Genomic DNA, 16,461 nt, shown 5'->3' with positions numbered 1-16,461 from the left:
TATATTCCAACGACATTCACCTGACAACGGTTACCGCATTTTTATTGTTATTAACCGCTTTCTTTGTATTAACATAGTGTCAATAACGGTTGTGGTCAGGAGGCACCCATGAGCGATATCCTCGACGAGAAACGCCCCACCCGCGGCGATGCCCGGCGCGACGCCATCGTGCAAGCCGCGCGCAAGGTGTGTCTGGAAAAAGGCTTCTCCAAAATCACCGTTTCCGACATCGCAAGCGAAGTCGGTATGACGCGTTCGCTGTTCTACCACTACTTCGAAGACAAGGAAGCCGTAGCTGACGCAGTACTCGATAACGTCATCGACGAAATCCTCACCACGTTGAAGCAGTGGAACCAAGCGCGCGAAACAGGCAACGTGAACAAGGCATTAGACGACATCGTGCATGTACTCCGCTCCCTGATCGCCGACGAGAGCCCCTTCTCAAACCGTATGATCCAAGACGGCAACGCCGAACTGTATATCAAGTTCATTGACCGCGCGGCGGACCGTATTGCCGACTACATTGCCCAGACCACCGTACGTGATTTCGAGCAGATGCATGGCCTGCCAATCACCAACGTCCATGAGACGTTCTTCACACTGATTGTGGGGCTTATCTCACTGATTCGCTCGCATCCGAACATCAGCGACCGAACCATCAAAGAGGTCATGGCGCAGACGCTGCATATCGAAAGCTATGTCGTCTGAGGTCTGACGGGCATTGGCTCTGGTACCGCTCTCCCGCACTCCCCTCAGTCCGCTTCGCGGCCAGCTCGTCCGCAATTGCGGACAGCCTACGGCTGACTTTCTTCTGGTTCGACTATCGTCGAACCCTCGCCTACAAACAGCCCACTGGGCTGTTTGCTTTACGGCTCAGCCTAATGAGGGGAGCCAATATAATCGGGTCACGCGAACTGGCCGGTCACGGGATCGCGACCATCTCGGGCAATGGCGTTGAGCACTTCCTGTCGGGAATCCACCTCACGGGCGGCTACGGCCGGCGGCACTAGCACGCGCAACGCGCAGTCCTCGGCCACTACCCTAAATGGCAAATGCCCGATATATTCGCCGTCCGCCATCAGCACCGGCGGCTCGTCTCCTTCCGTTGCCCGCGTGACTTCGATTTCACGGATACGTTTCCAGCCGAACACCTTTGAAGCAAGTAGCTTGCCGTTATAGGCATTCGAAATGGCCACCGCGCATTCGCCGAAGTTCGGCACGTGGTCCATCCACACCAGGTCCAACAATCCATCGGAGAAGCAGGAGTACGGCGAGACCTCAATGCCGCCACCGATATGCCTCGAATTCGCAATCGTCAGCAATGGTGTGATGATGTCTCGTTCATCCGTGGTCCCGTCCGCCAATGTGGCTTTGATGTGGTAACCATAACGCTTCATATGCGTCAGCTCCACCAGCACCGCCGCAAAGTAGCGCATGGTGCCGGTCGGCAGATGCGAATGATTCGCACGGTCGTTGATGCTCGCGTCAAGACCACAGGACAGCATGCCCGCATAGTACCGGTCAATCGGATGCTCGGCGGACTTGCTCTCCTGGTACTCGTACTCCTCGCCAGTGGAGGGATCCACGGCATAGCCGCCGTCCAAAGAGGTCACGCGTCCCATGTCCACATCGATGTGTGATCCGCGCACGATAGCACCGACGATACCTTCCACTGCGGTTTCGATACGGTTGACCGGCAGCTTCAGTCCTCGTGCGAAATCGTTGCCCGACCCCGTGGCCACGATGCCCAACGGCTTGCCACTGCAGCCCACGGCGTTCGCTCCAAGTGCGATCATGCCGTCGCCACCGACCACTACGAGATAGTCGTACTCGTGCGCGCGTTCACGCGCCTGGTTCAGGGAATCGTCGAAACTCGTGCCGGTGATGTCGATGACGTCGAAGTTATGGGCACGGCCGGCTTCCTCCAGCAGACCCAATACCTGCGCGTCCACCTTAGCGCCACGGCCTTTATCGGAAGTGGGGTTGCCCACCATGGCCACCACGCGACGGCGCTCGTTGCGTTCACTCTCGCTCATGCTCTCACCTTAGCCAAAGGCCCAGAAGCCCGCCAGAGTATCGGTGCTTTACGGTCCATTATTGTGATAATTGTCTCCTTCCGTACAACTCACCGGTCCGGCCCGAGCCATCCGCTCCACGGATGATGCCACCAGGACCATGGTTTCCACCTTGATGGTTACCAACACGTCTTCATCCCGCACGGAGCAGGAGCCCAAAACTACACCATTCGCTTCAGCCATGTTGGCGGCGAGCGCACATGGATCACCGATATCCGCATGCCACAGCGCATACGCGGCGTCAAAGGCGATAAGGTCGGCGAGGGAACGCGCTCGGTTCTGGCAGATCATGAGGTTGCCCACACTTGCCGCCACCGCGAGCGCAATGCCCACCACCATAACCAGCATGGCTCCGGCCATCGTGCCCGATCCCTCCTCATAACGCATTCCCTGCACCGCAGTTCCTTTCTGTTGCGGCCGCCCAGCCAGCCGACCGTTATTGGCTTATCGCCGTAGCGTTGCCGGTAACCCGCGTTGGAGTTACATCCAGCGGACCGGGCAATACCGAACATTCGACCGTCACACTCGTCGATTGGCCGTCGTGGGCAATGCTGACGTGGGGCTTTCCCCCGGCAACGTCCGCAGCTATGCTGCGCGAGGATGATTCGTCACCGGTAACCACAAACTCGCGTGCAGCCGCTGCCGCGGCACTTTGACAGTCCATGGAAACGATGACCACACGTCCTATTGCCAATATCAGCCCGGCGATGGCGATAATGCTGGGCAATACGATTGCGAATTCGGCGGTGGCCGATCCCGTGCATAGGTCTGGCGGCAGTCTGGCGAGCCGCCACCGGCATGTCATGGTCTTCATGGCTGTCACCCGACTTTCAGAGCCTGTTTGATGATGTTGGTCAGCAACGTCTTGATGGCATCCGACTTCAGGATGGCGACCAGCACCGCCGCAAAGCCTGTAGCCGCAACGAGTACGACTGCGTATTCCGCAGTGGCCGCGCCTTCTTCGGGCTCAGCCATGAGGGTGCGGATGCGTGCGTCCATGAGGCATAGCCGTTCTTTCGCCTTGGCGTTCAGCGTGGCCACACGAGCCTTGCTGTGCGCAAAGATGCCGGCCTGCCCGTCGACGATGACGGGGATAGGGGTATTCATTGGCGTTCCTTTCGGTAAGGAGGGGAAGCTGCGCAGTGGCTTCGCACCTTCCCCATGCGTGTGTGAGTGGTTGGCCCCCGCGCCGGGTTGACGCGGGGTGCATACCACTGTGGACTATCAACGCTTCATGCACCAGGGAAAACGGGGTATGTGGTTCTAGCTTGCCGAGTTATCCACACCCCGACGTGTCGTCCACCACCAATGTGGATAACCAAACGCAGCCAAGTGCAATACCGAGCGATACAACAAGATTCACCCTAAGCGCACTCAGTTCACGCCTATATTCACATCATGAAGGACGCAATCGCCGGAATGACTCCTACCAGCACGAATGCCGGCAGAAAACATAGCCCTGTAGGCATCAGTAGCTTTACCGACAGCTTCGCGGCATTCCGTTCGATGGCGGCACGCTCGTCACGGTCCAGCTGTTCAATGGCGGATTCGAGGCGCACGCCAGGCATATCGCCATGCGTCCATGACGATTCCAAAGCCGATTGCAGCAGGCCAAGATCTCGTTGCGTTCTGCTGGTACGTTTTCCGGATGAACTATCAGCTGGCGCACCCTCATGCTGAACAGCCATAGCGGCATGCCACGCATCAGCCCAGGGAACCCCTCTGGTCAGGGATCTCCCGACCTCGCTCATGCGAGCGCCGCAGTCGCCGCCGACGGCTTTGCCCACCATGTCAAGCGCCCGGGGAATCGAGGAGCCCTGACGCAAGGACACCTGCGACATACGCAATATGAGTATGGTCCATGACGACCCGCAATCATGCGCTACGGCCGGTTCCTCGCCCGGCAAGCGGCTGTCATGACAAGACGGAGCCTTATACAGCCAACTAGCGATCGCCGCACAGCCTGCCGCGGCGTGTACCCACACCGTACTCATAATCCGCTGCCTTTCAACAATGCCCGCATCCATGCCAAGCCGGCAGCATAACAACATCCCCCTAATACCAAGCAGACCACACCGCGTGGCGATCCAAGCAAGAACGCCAATGGTCTAGCTCCCAGAAGCTCGCCCAATGCCACAGTGACGGCCGGAAGCGCGCTCAGCAGCCCCACAGTGGCTTTAGGAACGGCACATGCTTGCGATCGCAGGTTCTGCATCAGCCTCATCTGCCGGTAAGCAGTCAATACCGCTTCCAGACATGGCACTGCTTGGCAACCGAGCTCATCGCTCAAAACCGCTGCGGCGGTGACCCCGCGTGCAGCTTCAAGTACCTGCGCTGGTGATTCGTCGGGCAGACGCCGCTGTTCGAACACCGTTATGAGCCGTTCCACAGTAACGCGCTGAGTGGCGAAGCGTCTGCTGGATTGTTCCTCGAATGCTTCAACCAATGTGCCGCCACCTCGCAATCGCGCGATGGCGGACGTAATCACCTGCGCAACGCCCACGCGAGGTGAGCCGGCATATCGAGGTTCGTTTATGGCTGCGGAATCGACCGCAAGCCCGCGGTAAGCCAGCCGATACAGCCTCCCGGACTTGTTCCCCGGCCATATCAGCACGGCGAGCGCCACCAGAACAGCACACCACATCATCACCCACCACCACTCGGCCCGGGAACGATGCCCCATCGTTCAATGAAGTGCCCCCATTCGGCGGCATACCGAGGAGGATGGCAGCCATTCCATACCGCCAGCGGTGTTCCTGCCAGTTCACCATGTGCTACACGCAGTTCGCCGATCTGCGTGATACGCCGCTGTCCGTTCACTCGCTCCAAATGCACCACCGCGTCGAAAGCGCCTGCCGCCAGCATGGCCAACGCCTGTGGACTGACTCCGGCGAGTAATCCAAGCGAAATCAGCCTGGACGGTACTCGGTTCACGCCGTCCGCATGCACAGTGGTCATGCCACCGTGATGACCAGAATTGAACGCGCGCAATAGGTCGACGATTTCCGCGCCACGGCATTCGCCCAGCACCACGCGGTCGGGGCGCATTCGCAACGTCGCTTTGACCAAGTCCGTCAGACTTATGGCTCCGACGCCCTCCACATTCGCCTCGCGCGTTACCAACGACACATGATCGCCACGCCCCAGTTCTCCCAGTTCACGAACTTCCTCTACGGTGACGATGCGCTCGTTCACATCGCATTGCGCCAGCAGCGCCTTGAGCAAGGTGGTCTTGCCCACGCCTGTTCCGCCGGTAATCAGCACTGTGGCATGTCTGCGCACCAGTCCCACGAACATCGGCAGCCAAGCAGCCGGGAATACACCTAATTGGCTCAGATGTCGCAACGATGCCATGGTCCTGTCAGGGAACCGTATGGAGATTGCGGCACCTTGTGGCACCAATGGGGCAATCACCGCATGCACGCGGATGCCGTCTGGACTGGCGGCGTCCGCTATCGGGCAGGCATCATCCAGTCTGCGCCCAAGCTGCGCGCACAGTTGGACGGCGTATTCTCGAACTACTTGCGGCGAGCGAAACGGCACACGCAATACTGTTTCTCGCATGCCGTTGCCGCGGTCCGCCCAAACGCGGCCATCACAGGTCACCGCCAGATCGGTAACCTGCGGGTCGGATGCCACATCATTCAATAGACCGAAGAACACAGTTCTGGGCACTGCGCCGGGCTCATCAGCCCGAGTGATTACGGCAGCCATACCGCATCACCGGTCCTTGCAAGAAGCTCCCGAAACCGGGCGAATGGCCTGCTCGACAAGATCGGCAAGCAAGCTCACGGCTTTGCGGCTGCCTTTGGTCACCGATCTGATGCCGAGGCCTTCCAGTACGTCTCCACACAGATTGACACTTGGTTTGACAGGCCCCAATACCGTGGCAGTCAAATAGTCCTGCGCCTCACCAATACCCACGTGGCCTCTCCCACGTGGAGCGCCACGTGGTTCCACGCCGACGATATGTGGCGCTTCACAGCCCCATGAATCCAGTCTGGACCGGTGCGACTTGGCTCTGGCCAGCCCCATCACCGACAATTCCGCGGCAATCACCTGCATGCCACTGCGCAGATCGGGTACGGTCTCAATGAGTCCACCCTGACCGGCATCTACGATGACAACGTCGTTCGTTTCCGCCAAGGCTCGAATGGCCGCTTGGACTTCCCACCAGTCAGGCTGGCGCGCGCTCCAAGGGTCATAGGGAAGTACTCGCACACCCTCCCACGTCATCAGCTCATGGTTCATCGCCTCACCCTCGATACGGCCGAGGGGCGCGTCGACTTGGCTGAATCGCAAGCCCGGCTCTCGTTCCACACCGAGCAGCAGGTCAAGGCATCCGGCCACGAAGTCAGCGTCTATGAGAGCGCAGCTGTGTTCACGTCTCGCCAATGTCCATGCAAGCATGGAAGCCAGGACACTCAACCCCACGCCTCCATGACCTGACGTCATCGTCACAATGTTATGGAAGCTGGTGTCTGTAGTTAGGGCGAGTGCCGGAGCCTCGCCCGATCTCTGCCGTTCGCATGAGGCCAACGGCCTGGGCGGCGGAGTGTAGTAGCGATGCGCTGGAATCGGCGCATCGTCCGTGGGCAGCGGAATGCCCGGAGGTGCTACCGCTGGCGAGGTAATCCTACGCGCCACGCGGGGTGTGGTGTTGCTATTCATAAGCCGATTGAAACGTGTCCGAGTTCAATGCTCAACACGAATCGACCATTGTGGTTCTAGCTTGCCGAGTTATCCACACCCCGGCATGTCGTCCACGACAAATGTGGATAACCACGCTGCTGTTTCACGCCCATCTCATGCAGAAAAGGCCCTGACCTCATACGCACAGTCAGGGCCTTCATTTTCACGACGATTCCTTATGCGGTAATCTACATTTCTTGCTTACTTATCGAGGTTCTTGATGCCGTCTTCCATAGCATCCAACTGAGCATCGGTCACCTTGGCCGGCTTCTTCTTGCCGAACTTGGCCTTGAACAGACCGATGATGGTCGGGGCGAGCGAAACCAGCAGAATCAGCACGATCACCAGTTCGAAGTGATCCTGCACGGCCGGAATGTTGCCGAAGAAGTAGCCCAGCAGCGTGAACAACGTGGACCAGCACAGGCCGCCGAGCACTGAGAACGGCGTGAAACGGCTCCAACGCATACCGGAAATACCGGAAATGAACGGCATGAACGTACGAATGAACGGGAAGAAGCGGCCCAGGAACACAGCCAGCGGGCCCCACTTTTCAATCATGCCCTCGGTTTTGGCCAGTCGCTCAGGAGTCAGCGCCTTCACCTTGCCGGATTGGATAATACGGCGGCCAAAGAAATGACCGATGAAGTAGTTGCACTGGTCGCCGATAATCGGCGCGCACCAAACCACCGGCAGCAACCAGAACAGCGGCAGCGCGGCCTTGCCGGTCGCAGCATCCGGGGCTGCGAACACGCCGGCCGCGAACAACAGCGAATCACCGGGCAGGAACGGGAAGAACACCACGCCCGTTTCGATGAATATGATGAGGAAGATGAATCCGAGGGTCGGCGCCACGCCCATGGCAATCCAACCGGCAATCGCGGCACGCGGATCCTTCAGCAGTTCGATGATGAAATTAACGAAGCCCATGTGTTTCCTATGAGTCCTAAATCTTGTATTGAGCTGCCAGCCCAATGAACCAGACAGTTATATGCAAACCGTCAAATACCCTACCAGCCGGCCAACACAACTGCTACACCTGCGGCGAGGAAGCGCGGTAACGCAACGAATACTCCACATCAATACGCCGCCTCGGCGCCCGAGCCCCCGTCTTGACCTGATCAAGAATCGACGTGATGGCAATCTCAGCAATACGCGCGCGCTGCGGATCCACAGTGGTCAGCGGGGGAATCGTGTACTTAGCCTCATCGATATCATCGAAGCCCACCACACGCACGCTTTCCGGCACTCGCACGCGCATTTCCCGCAGCTGACTGATAACACCCATCGCCAGCAAATCATTCAGCGCAAAAATGCCATCCGGTCGAATGCCCTGCGCATACATCTCACGTACCGCCTGAGCGCCCTCGGCACTGGTCCATTCGCCGCACTCGCGGATCAGGTTCAGATCAGGCGTCACTCCACGTTCCGCAAAGGCGCTGAGATACCCCTTGGTTCGCATCGAACGAGAGGACGGCACGGATTCGTCCAACGTTCCGCCCACCACGGCGACGGTGCGGCATCCGGCCTCCAGCAGATGCGTGGTAGCGGCTTGGGCACCCAATTCATTGGGCATCACCACGTGCGGCGCAGGTGCGTTGAAGATACGCTCGCCCAGCACTACCAGCGGGTAGTCGCCCTCGAGCTCGGCCACATCCTCCGCCCGCATGGCCGTGGGGCTCAAAATAAGTCCGTCGGTCATATTGCTGGCCATGGCATGTGCGCTCTCGATCTCGCGCTGGCGGTCGTTGCCGGTCGATTCGATGATGATGCGGTATCCATATTCCCGTGCCCGCGTGATCATCTCTTCGGCCAGTTCGGAAAAGTAAATCTGGTTCAAATCCGGCAGAGACAATGAGATGAGTCCTGTGCGGCCGGAACGCAAATTGCGAGCCTGCTGGTTGGTCACATAGCCCAGCTCGTCAATGGCCTGCTGGATACGTTCGCGCGTGGCCGGCTTCATATAGGGGTAATCGTTGAGGTAATTGGACACTGATGCCACGGACACGTGCGCACGTTTCGCCACATCGTGCAGCGTCGCCTTGCGCGAACTCGCAACCATAGCGCCCCCTCATATTCAGTCCATCAACCACTCGGCATGGCACCATCCACGTCGCCATACTGGTTGCCGAACGTTTCAGATGCGTGTTTCCAGCATAAACCATGTGGGATATCGCCCCGCAGGCCGTTTCGTTCAGGCGTCCGCAGAATCACCCCCAGTCGGCCTTGCCGACAGCCCCGCCAGCAGGGACGGGTCCGACACGCCGCCCACGACTCCCGCTGCAACCGTCAACAGACTCCGCCGGCGGTAATAAATCAGGGCCACTTCGGCAAACCAACAAAGAAGGCCCGCCAGGCAACGAGAATTCGTACCGGACGGGCCCGCTCGAGGAGTAGAAACTATGTGATATTCCTATCTTTCGATGGATTCGTTGACCTGCTGAATGGCCTTCAGCGCGGAGTCAACGGTGGCGTCGCCGGTGTAGACGTTCTGCATCTGCACGCCGATCTCGTCGTTGAGTTCCTGGGAGGTGAGCTTGCGCTCAAGCTTGGAAGAGGCCTGGCCCTTGGTCACCAAATCGATGCTGGCCTTGGCGGATTCCGTGGCGTCAGACGGCACTTCGACCTTCATGTCCTTGTCGACCGGAGCACCCTGCAGCGTGTTGATCCACTCCTGCTGGCCTTCGCCGGTGGTCATGAACTCGATGAACTTCATGGCGGCCTCCTTCTTCTTGGAGTCCTTGTTCACGCTCAGGCCGAAGTCCACACCAGTGGTCGGGCCGGTGGCCTTGTCTCCCACCTGCGGGAATTCCATCATGCCTAGCTCGTCCTTCTCAACGGCCGTGCCCTTGGTCTCATCGTTCGGCAGCACGGCGGAAACGTGCCAGGAGCCGGTCGGGAAGAAAGCGGACTTGCGGGCGTAGAAGTAGTTGTCGCGAGCATCCGGGTAGGTCGCAGTACCAACTGCACCATCCTGGAACAGACCATCATCGATCATCTGCTTCCAAGCCTTCATGGTCTTGACGAAGGTCTCATCGGTGAACTTGGCCTTGCCTTCGGCGGCCTTGTACACGTCACCTTCGCCGTACTGGTTGGACAGCCACACGAAGATATCGTCGAGGTGCCAGCCATCCTTGGCGCCGAGGGCCAGCGGCATCAGACCCTTGGCCTTGAGTTCCTTGTTGGCAGCCACGAGCTCATCGTAGGTGGTGGGCACCTTGATGCCCTGCTCGTCAAGCAGCGTCTTGTTGTACAGGATGTATTCGGAGCCGGAGGTGATGGTCGGCATGGCCACCATCTTGCCATCCTTGTTGGTGGTCTGCGCCACGGCGCCCTCGGCCACCTTGGAATCCCAGCCGGGCATGTACTTGTCGGCCAGCTCCTTCATATCGTCGGCGAAACGGCCATACTGTTCCACAGTGGAACCGGCCTGCACACCGAACACATCCGGGCCTTCGCCGCCGGCCATCGAGGTCTGCAGCTTCTTCTGGTAGTCGGCCATTTCAGAAGTACGCCACCAGTTGATCTTGATGTTCGGGTACTTCTTCTGGAAGGCGGCGTAAACCGACTTCCACTGGGCATCGGTAGGCTGCCAGGTCCAGAAGGTCAGCTCAACCGGGCTGTCCTTGGTACCGACTCCCTCATCGGAGCCGCCGCTGCCCGAACCGCATCCGGCAAGCAGACCTGCAGACATAGCGAGAGCGCCCACTGCGGCGATCGCCTTCTTCATGTTGAACATGATTGTTCTCCTTATTTTCCTTGTTTCTCTTATTGGTTCACTTCGTTGTGGAAGATCATCGGAATTGGATGGTGAAGCCAGCCACACCCAATATGTGCGGCTGATGTTGGCTCAATTGCCGGACGCACTCCTTTCCTCGATGCTGGATTCCAGCGATGTCCTCTCGTATCCGGTCAGGGATGCGCGATCAAGAGTGATACGGACACGGGCCGCATTGTCCGCAAACGGCACCTGCCAGGTTTTGCCACGTAGGTGCAGTCGCATCGTGCCGTTCAGAGCTTCGATACGGATGGTGAGCACGGCTCGGCCCGAACGGTCACGGCGGACGTTGTCTTCAAAGACACGCAGCCTGGCCGGCTCCGGGGTGGAAGGCAGCGACTTACCGTTGCGCATGAACTCCACGGATGATGCCGTGCCGGATAAACGGTATTCGCCAAGAGACAACAGCGCCTGCCCGCGGCTCGTCTGTTCAGCGAAATCAAGGACAAAACGGTTGCTGACCAGCGGGTATGCCAATTCGAGTGTTACTGGACACACGCCGCTGGGCCTCACGCCGCCGTCGATGACGAGTCGGCGGTCAGCATGCAATTCTCGACCGAGATCCCGCAATCCGGCACCCCACAGATTCACATGTTCAGTGGCCGCATATGCGCTGAACGCGGCCCCCGTTCGTAACGAGAACAATCCCGCCCGACCGGGCTTATCACTGATGGTGCAGGACGCGGCAAAACGGCCATCAATGCGGATCTCCAGCCTGCAGTAGCGGCGCTCAAGCCGGTACTCATGCCAGGCATGGGAATCGAAGTCATGGAGGTCGGCATTGGTCACGCGTTCGGAGGCAACGCCACCAATCACATCGACCACGCTAATTACCTGGCGGCCAGCATCCACCTCGAGTTTGGTGAGGTTGTTGGCATCCTGGTACCGCACCACGATGCCGAATCGTGCGCCCAGTGGGGTGACGGGAGCTTTGGCCCAGACGTCAATCACTTGGGTTGCGGACGATTTGCCCGACACAGCGATGAATACACTGGATTCGTCGGCAACAAGCGCGTGACCGTCCGCATCAGATTCAGTGTGGGCCGCGCCGGAAATAACCGACCATCCGGCGTTCAGGCCATCCGCAAAATCATCATGCACAGTGCCATACAGCGGGGCGCTTTGAGCGGCGGCGGTAGGTCCTGGGGTGTCGAGCCCTCCTTCGGCGTAGTACAGTGGGTCGATGCGCATTACGCGCTGTTCGGTGCCCACATACAGCTCGTCATCGGCGTTACGACCGTGGTAGACAATCCAGTCATCAACGGCATTGGGCGCTTTGACTATGGAGTTGTGGCCCGTGCCTTCAACCTTTGGGCTGCGGATAAGCAGCGGATCGAAGCGGTTCTCGTTGAGCTGTTTCGTCCAATCGAGCTGATCGATGTGGGCGTCGGCCTGCTTGTTCGGCAGCTGTGCGTACGAGTATCCGACGAAGTAGTCCTCATGCTCGTAGGCGTTGGCCGAGTAGGTGATGAACGCGCGGTCACGGTAGGCGAAGTATGTGGCGCCTTCCACGGTGTGCCAGTCGCAGCCATCGCCGAAACGGTTGCGGGCAAAGATCTCCTCGTCCATGGTGGGCACGATGAGCGGGCGCGGTTTGTTCTCACGCGAATACGGGGACGCAAGGCGATCGATCATCACGGAGGTTCCGGGCCGGTCATCGCTCAGGCCGGTGACCTGATTGTCGGCGTAAAGCAAGTACAACTGGCCGTCATCGCCATAGACCACTTGGGAGTCGATGGCAAAGGTGTTGAACAGCTCCGCTTTCTTTTCGAACGGGCCGAGCGGATCCTCGCTCACGGCCACACGCATGATTTCCGTGTGGGTGTCGGTCTCCTCGGCCGGCATATTCGAGAAGTACATGTGAAAGACGCCGTTGATGAGAATCACCGATGGGGCCCAGAAGTTTCTGCGTCCGGCTTCGGTGTAGCAGAATCCATGTGAGGTCCAATGCACCATGTCCGGTGAGGTGGAGACCAGAATGCCGTGCTCGTCAGTGGCGTAGCAGTAGTAGAGGTCGCGGTATTTGAGCACGAACGGGTCGGGCGCGGTATGGGACTTACCGTCCGCATATGGAACCGGATTCGTATAAGTGCGTTCGGCCAGCGGCTTCAAATCGCCAGATTCGGCAAGCAAGGCGGTGGGGTCAGCTGCGCCGAGCTCGTCTTCCGCAGGGCTGTAACTGGCGGATACACCGTTGCTAATGGTTGCGGTCATTTTGGGTCACCTCAGCTCTTGACGGCGCCGGCGGTGATGCCGGACTGCAGCCACTTCTGGCTAATCAGGTAGACGATGATGGACGGAATCGTCATCAGAATCAGGGCAGCGTATTCCTGGGCCACCATCTCCGGCGTCTGGCTACGGGTCTCCATGAAGTAGGTGGAGGCCAGCGTGACCGGATACTTGGATTCGTCGCGGATGAGCAGCAACGGAATCAGGTATTCGTTCCAGGAGTAGACGAAGGTCAGCACGCCGGTGGTGGCGATCATCGGCGTGGAGATAGGCATCAAGATACGAGCCCAGATGCGCAGGGAACCGCAGCCGTCCACGCGGGCGGCTTCGATGATTTCGTCTGGCACGCCGTTGAAGTAGTTGCGCCAGAGCAGCAGCATCTGCAGGGCGTTGAACGCCACCAACGGGATGATCATGCCGAGGTAGGTGTTGGTCAGGCCGAATGTCTTGATGGTGAAGAACAGCGGCATGGTCACGGAGGCAATTGGCACGGCCATACAGGCGAGCAGCAGCACGTAGATCACCTGGGAACCGGTGAACTTCATCTTGGCAAAGGCGTAGCCGGCGAGCGAGGTGATGACCACCACGATCACGGCGGTGACCACGGAGATGAAGAAGCTGTTGAACACCACGCGGAAGTAGTGCACGTCCTTATTGTTGATCACGGACAGGTAGCTGTTCCAGCCGCCCGCCTGCAGGGACTTGGTGATTGCCGTGTAAATCGGGAAAATCCAGATGACGAAGAAGAATACGAGGACGGCGTACATGATGACCGTCGCACTGGTTTTACGCTTCATGATGACGTCCTTTCGTTAGTTGTTGGCACGCTTGTTGAAGGCAAGTTGAATCAGGGAGAGCACCACGGCGATGATGAGGACCATCACGCCGATGGCCGCGGACAGGCCGCCGTTGAACTGCTGCACGCCGGCCTTGTACAGGTAGGTGTTCAGGAATTCGGTGGAACGACCAGGGCCGCCGCCTGTGGTCTGGATGACGATATCGAAGGTCTTCAGCGAGCCGACGATGCCAAGCAGGATAAGCGTGTTGGTGGTGCCGGACAGGTTCGGAATGGTGATGCGGAAGAGGGTGTTCCAGAATCCGCAGCCGTCGATCTTGGCGGCTTCGTAGATGTCATCGGAGATGGACATCAGACCGGCGTAGTAAATGATCATCGAGAAGCCCATCCATTCAAAGATGTTGATGGCACAGATCGAGTAGAGGGCGATGTGCGGATCGCCAAGCCAGCTTTGGGCCAGGAAGTCCAAGTGCAGGAAGCGCAGGGCCTCGTTGATGGCGCCGACGTTCGGATCCATGATGATGCGGAAGATGGCGGCGATGATGACCGGGGCCATGGCGATGGGCATGAAGAAGATCGCCTTGAAGAAGCTGGAACCACGCAGGCGCTCCTTGAGGATCACCGCGAGCAGCAGTCCGAGCCCGGCTTGGATGACCACGGTGACGACCATGAAGATGATGTTGTTCATCAAGGCCGTCCAGAACACGGAGCCGGGAGCGAGCAGCTTGGTGTAGTTCTTCAGGCCGATGAAGTCCATCTCACTGGAGATGCCGTCCCAGTCAGTGAAGGATGTGGCCACGGTGAAGCCGATGCAGTAGTAGATGAAGACGCCGGAGAGAATGACCAGCGGGGCGATGAACAGGTAGGGGCGCAGCTTGCTTTGCCATGAGTTCTGCGATGCGCCGCTGTGCTTGCGGGCACGAACACGTTTGCCGGCTGCCGCAGCCGCGTTGCTCACCTCTCCCCCACGGCTTTGCACTGCCCCCGCTGCGGCGGGAACGGCTTCCTGAATTGCCGTCATGATGACCTCCCTTGGTACCTCATCCTCTTTTTCTGTAACATTTCAGAAACTGGCCACAAAAAATACTCGGGCATGCTTTGCCGGAGCGGAAAACCAGTCAACCGACGCTGCTGTGCGCCGGTTTTTCTAGAACGTTTCAGGTTTTTTCGTTAGTAACAATTCTATAACGTTTCAGAAGTTTGTCAAAACAGACATCAAATGGTTGATATAAACGTTGCAAATACTTGCGACACGCCGGAATGCATTGCCGATACAATCGGCCTATTTCTACTCCCCCAAACGCTGCCGCACAAAGGCGTCCAGCGCGGCCGCATCGATGCCCTCATACGAGTCGATGGAGGCAAACTGGCCAAGGCCGGAAGTGTCGGTGCGAATCCAGCCAGTCTGCGCAATCAGTGTGGCCCCCGAGGCGGTGCCGGAGCGCAGACCGGATGAGGAATCTTCCATTACCACGCACTTGACCATGTCTTCAGGCGCGATGCCGAGTCTCTCAGCCGCGGCCAGATATGGGGCAGGGCTCGGCTTGTGCTCGTACGGATCATCGCCGCAGACGTAGCCGGCAAGCAATCCATCAGCCTGCTTCATGATGTTCTCGGCCATGCGGCGAGGCGAAGTAGTGACCAGCATGGATGGGATGTCGGCTTCCTTGAGTGAATGCAGCACGTCTTGCACACCAGGAATCCACGGCAGACGTTCGACCTCCGCCTTGAACACATAATCCTTGAGCTGCTTGTCGATTTCGGGAACGCTCAATGTGCAGCCATGCGCAATCATGACCTCTGCCACGTGTGGCACCGGAGTGCCGGAGCACTCCCAACCGAGGTCCTCGTTCCACTCGCCGCCATTGTTGTGCGCGATCTCAATCTCACCGTCATGCCAGAGCGGCTCAGAATCGATGAGAGTACCGTCCAAATCCCAGAACACGGCTTTGAGCAGCATAGTTACCTCCGTCCGCATGCCCGCACGCCAATTGGCGCCTTTACTCTTGCTGCATTCCATTGCACCAATCGGATGCGACAACCATAGCGCGTCAGCACACCGCCCCTGCGCCTCAGCGCATGGTCAGCCCACCATCGACGTGCAGACATTGTCCGGTAATGAAGCCGGCCATGTCGGACGCCAACAACGCGACCCCTCCGGCGATGTCATCGGGACGGGCAAGGCGGCCAAGAGGCGTCATGGCAATGATTCGTTCACGAACATCCTCGGTGGTGGCTGCGCTGGATGCGGTTCCGGCCGTCAAACCTGCGGCAATGGCATTAACGGTAATGCCGAAGCCGCCCAGCTCCTGGGCCAGAGAGCGGGTCATGCCGACCAAGCCGCCTTTGGCAGTGATATACGAATGGTAGGGCACGATGGGCGAATCGACCAGATTGCTGGAGATGTTGATGATACGCCCGGAGGTCTGGGCTCGCATCAGCGGCACCACATGTGAGCACATCAGATATGCACCATGCAGGCATCCCTCGATCTGTGCGCTAAACTCATCCCAATCGCCTCCAGCAAAAGTGGAACGGCGACGCGGGTCAAAGGAGAAGCGTCCGAAAGCATTATTCACTAAGATGTCCACGCCGCCGAATGAGTCGACAGCGGTACCCACTAGCTTGGAAGATTGCGATTCATCGCAAACATCCGCCTGTACAGCTATAGCCAAGCCTCCCAGCGAGTGGATGTCTTCAACGGTGCGCTGCGCGCTGGCGGCGTCATGTACGTAATTGATGACGACAGCGGCTCCGTGCGATGCCAGGCATTTCGCCACAGCCGCTCCTATGCCCTTGCCGGAACCGGTGATGATCGCTGTTCTGCCATCCAGATTCACCATTGGACGCCGTGCCATATCGCTTTGCTCTGTCATTACCCTTGCCTTTCGCCC

The 16,461-nt window shown here is 58.7% G+C and carries 17 protein-coding genes; 1 reads left to right on the top strand and 16 read right to left on the bottom strand.

Going from position 1 to position 16,461, the window contains the following annotated elements:
• The first annotated feature begins 108 nt into the window (after positions 1-108).
• Positions 109-708, top strand: a complete 600-nt coding sequence (locus AB5287_RS06575; RefSeq protein WP_007054684.1) for a TetR/AcrR family transcriptional regulator — start codon at positions 109-111, stop codon at positions 706-708.
• Between the two features lie 197 nt (positions 709-905).
• On the opposite strand, the gene AB5287_RS06570 is transcribed toward AB5287_RS06575, so the two are convergent.
• The 16 genes from AB5287_RS06570 to AB5287_RS06495 all read right to left on the bottom strand — a co-directional run bounded on the left by AB5287_RS06570 (position 906) and on the right by AB5287_RS06495 (position 16,410).
• Positions 906-2,036, bottom strand: a complete 1,131-nt coding sequence (locus AB5287_RS06570) for a diacylglycerol kinase family protein (protein WP_007051624.1) — start codon at positions 2,034-2,036, stop codon at positions 906-908.
• Between the two features lie 48 nt (positions 2,037-2,084).
• Positions 2,085-2,462 carry an Rv3654c family TadE-like protein gene (locus AB5287_RS06565; RefSeq protein WP_013410434.1) on the bottom strand — a complete coding sequence of 126 codons (378 nt, stop codon included), beginning with the start codon at positions 2,460-2,462 and terminating at the stop codon, positions 2,085-2,087.
• A 49-nt stretch (positions 2,463-2,511) separates the two neighbouring features.
• Complete coding sequence (locus AB5287_RS06560; RefSeq protein ID WP_347013876.1) at positions 2,512-2,889, bottom strand: TadE family protein; 378 nt, start codon at positions 2,887-2,889, stop codon at positions 2,512-2,514.
• A gap of 5 nt (positions 2,890-2,894) precedes the next feature.
• Positions 2,895-3,182, bottom strand: coding sequence for a DUF4244 domain-containing protein (locus AB5287_RS06555; protein ID WP_007051627.1), 288 nt, complete (start codon positions 3,180-3,182; stop codon positions 2,895-2,897).
• 284 nt (positions 3,183-3,466) lie between these two features.
• The gene (gene tadC, locus AB5287_RS06550; RefSeq protein ID WP_008783736.1) at positions 3,467-4,069 is read right to left on the bottom strand and encodes a Flp pilus assembly protein TadC; all 603 of its coding nucleotides are present in this window, start codon (positions 4,067-4,069) and stop codon (positions 3,467-3,469) included.
• Positions 4,066-4,722: a Flp pilus assembly protein TadB gene (tadB, locus tag AB5287_RS06545; RefSeq protein ID WP_368220974.1), complete on the bottom strand. Its 657-nt coding sequence runs from the start codon at positions 4,720-4,722 to the stop codon at positions 4,066-4,068. Before tadB ends, tadC begins: the two co-directional genes overlap by 4 nt.
• Positions 4,722-5,789 carry a CpaF family protein gene (locus AB5287_RS06540; RefSeq protein ID WP_007051629.1) on the bottom strand — a complete coding sequence of 356 codons (1,068 nt, stop codon included), beginning with the start codon at positions 5,787-5,789 and terminating at the stop codon, positions 4,722-4,724. Before AB5287_RS06540 ends, tadB begins: the two co-directional genes overlap by 1 nt.
• Positions 5,790-5,795: 6 nt before the next feature.
• Entirely contained in the window at positions 5,796-6,746 is a 951-nt protein-coding gene (locus AB5287_RS06535; RefSeq protein ID WP_131233232.1) for a P-loop NTPase, read from the bottom strand.
• Positions 6,747-6,968: 222 nt separating this feature from the next.
• The gene (locus AB5287_RS06530; protein ID WP_032735655.1) at positions 6,969-7,694 is read right to left on the bottom strand and encodes a DedA family protein; all 726 of its coding nucleotides are present in this window, start codon (positions 7,692-7,694) and stop codon (positions 6,969-6,971) included.
• Between the two features lie 103 nt (positions 7,695-7,797).
• Entirely contained in the window at positions 7,798-8,826 is a 1,029-nt protein-coding gene (locus AB5287_RS06525) for a LacI family DNA-binding transcriptional regulator (protein ID WP_032735653.1), read from the bottom strand.
• A 351-nt stretch (positions 8,827-9,177) separates the two neighbouring features.
• Complete coding sequence (locus AB5287_RS06520; RefSeq protein ID WP_050491739.1) at positions 9,178-10,503, bottom strand: ABC transporter substrate-binding protein; 1,326 nt, start codon at positions 10,501-10,503, stop codon at positions 9,178-9,180.
• 111 nt (positions 10,504-10,614) lie between these two features.
• Positions 10,615-12,756, bottom strand: coding sequence for a glycoside hydrolase family 43 protein (locus AB5287_RS06515; RefSeq protein ID WP_131212262.1), 2,142 nt, complete (start codon positions 12,754-12,756; stop codon positions 10,615-10,617).
• An 11-nt stretch (positions 12,757-12,767) separates the two neighbouring features.
• Positions 12,768-13,568: a carbohydrate ABC transporter permease gene (locus AB5287_RS06510; RefSeq protein WP_032735651.1), complete on the bottom strand. Its 801-nt coding sequence runs from the start codon at positions 13,566-13,568 to the stop codon at positions 12,768-12,770.
• Between the two features lie 15 nt (positions 13,569-13,583).
• Positions 13,584-14,588 carry a carbohydrate ABC transporter permease gene (locus AB5287_RS06505; protein ID WP_080713866.1) on the bottom strand — a complete coding sequence of 335 codons (1,005 nt, stop codon included), beginning with the start codon at positions 14,586-14,588 and terminating at the stop codon, positions 13,584-13,586.
• A gap of 267 nt (positions 14,589-14,855) precedes the next feature.
• Complete coding sequence (locus AB5287_RS06500) at positions 14,856-15,527, bottom strand: HAD family phosphatase (protein ID WP_131212261.1); 672 nt, start codon at positions 15,525-15,527, stop codon at positions 14,856-14,858.
• Positions 15,528-15,639: 112 nt separating this feature from the next.
• Positions 15,640-16,410 (bottom strand): SDR family oxidoreductase, encoded by a 771-nt coding sequence (locus AB5287_RS06495; protein WP_007051633.1) that lies wholly within the window; start codon positions 16,408-16,410, stop codon positions 15,640-15,642.
• Between the last annotated feature and the right edge of the window lie 51 nt (positions 16,411-16,461).

This window comes from Bifidobacterium sp. RTP21102st3_E2_RTP21102_210122, from assembly GCF_040916945.1.
GTDB lineage: Bacteria > Actinomycetota > Actinomycetes > Actinomycetales > Bifidobacteriaceae > Bifidobacterium > Bifidobacterium longum.
The sequence above is the reverse complement of the archived record's forward strand: the minus strand, read 5'-3'. Positions and strand labels throughout refer to the sequence as shown.

Bases quoted from the DNA above. Each gene is read 5' to 3' on its own strand.
- AB5287_RS06510 (WP_032735651.1), bottom strand. From the start codon at position 13,568: ATGAAGCGTAAAACCAGTGCGACGGTCATCATGTACGCCGTCCTCGTA.
- AB5287_RS06555 (WP_007051627.1), bottom strand. From the start codon at position 3,182: ATGAATACCCCTATCCCCGTCATCGTCGACGGGCAGGCCGGCATCTTT.
- AB5287_RS06515 (WP_131212262.1), bottom strand. From the start codon at position 12,756: ATGACCGCAACCATTAGCAACGGTGTATCCGCCAGTTACAGCCCTGCG.
- AB5287_RS06570 (WP_007051624.1), bottom strand. From the start codon at position 2,036: ATGAGCGAGAGTGAACGCAACGAGCGCCGTCGCGTGGTGGCCATGGTG.
- AB5287_RS06535 (WP_131233232.1), bottom strand. From the start codon at position 6,746: ATGAATAGCAACACCACACCCCGCGTGGCGCGTAGGATTACCTCGCCA.
- AB5287_RS06525 (WP_032735653.1), bottom strand. From the start codon at position 8,826: ATGGTTGCGAGTTCGCGCAAGGCGACGCTGCACGATGTGGCGAAACGT.
- AB5287_RS06575 (WP_007054684.1), top strand. From the start codon at position 109: ATGAGCGATATCCTCGACGAGAAACGCCCCACCCGCGGCGATGCCCGG.
- AB5287_RS06540 (WP_007051629.1), bottom strand. From the start codon at position 5,789: ATGGCTGCCGTAATCACTCGGGCTGATGAGCCCGGCGCAGTGCCCAGA.
- tadC (WP_008783736.1), bottom strand. From the start codon at position 4,069: ATGAGTACGGTGTGGGTACACGCCGCGGCAGGCTGTGCGGCGATCGCT.
- AB5287_RS06505 (WP_080713866.1), bottom strand. From the start codon at position 14,588: ATGACGGCAATTCAGGAAGCCGTTCCCGCCGCAGCGGGGGCAGTGCAA.
- AB5287_RS06560 (WP_347013876.1), bottom strand. From the start codon at position 2,889: ATGAAGACCATGACATGCCGGTGGCGGCTCGCCAGACTGCCGCCAGAC.
- AB5287_RS06530 (WP_032735655.1), bottom strand. From the start codon at position 7,694: ATGGGCTTCGTTAATTTCATCATCGAACTGCTGAAGGATCCGCGTGCC.
- AB5287_RS06520 (WP_050491739.1), bottom strand. From the start codon at position 10,503: ATGTTCAACATGAAGAAGGCGATCGCCGCAGTGGGCGCTCTCGCTATG.
- AB5287_RS06500 (WP_131212261.1), bottom strand. From the start codon at position 15,527: ATGCTGCTCAAAGCCGTGTTCTGGGATTTGGACGGTACTCTCATCGAT.
- AB5287_RS06565 (WP_013410434.1), bottom strand. From the start codon at position 2,462: ATGCGTTATGAGGAGGGATCGGGCACGATGGCCGGAGCCATGCTGGTT.
- tadB (WP_368220974.1), bottom strand. From the start codon at position 4,722: ATGATGTGGTGTGCTGTTCTGGTGGCGCTCGCCGTGCTGATATGGCCG.
- AB5287_RS06495 (WP_007051633.1), bottom strand. From the start codon at position 16,410: ATGGTGAATCTGGATGGCAGAACAGCGATCATCACCGGTTCCGGCAAG.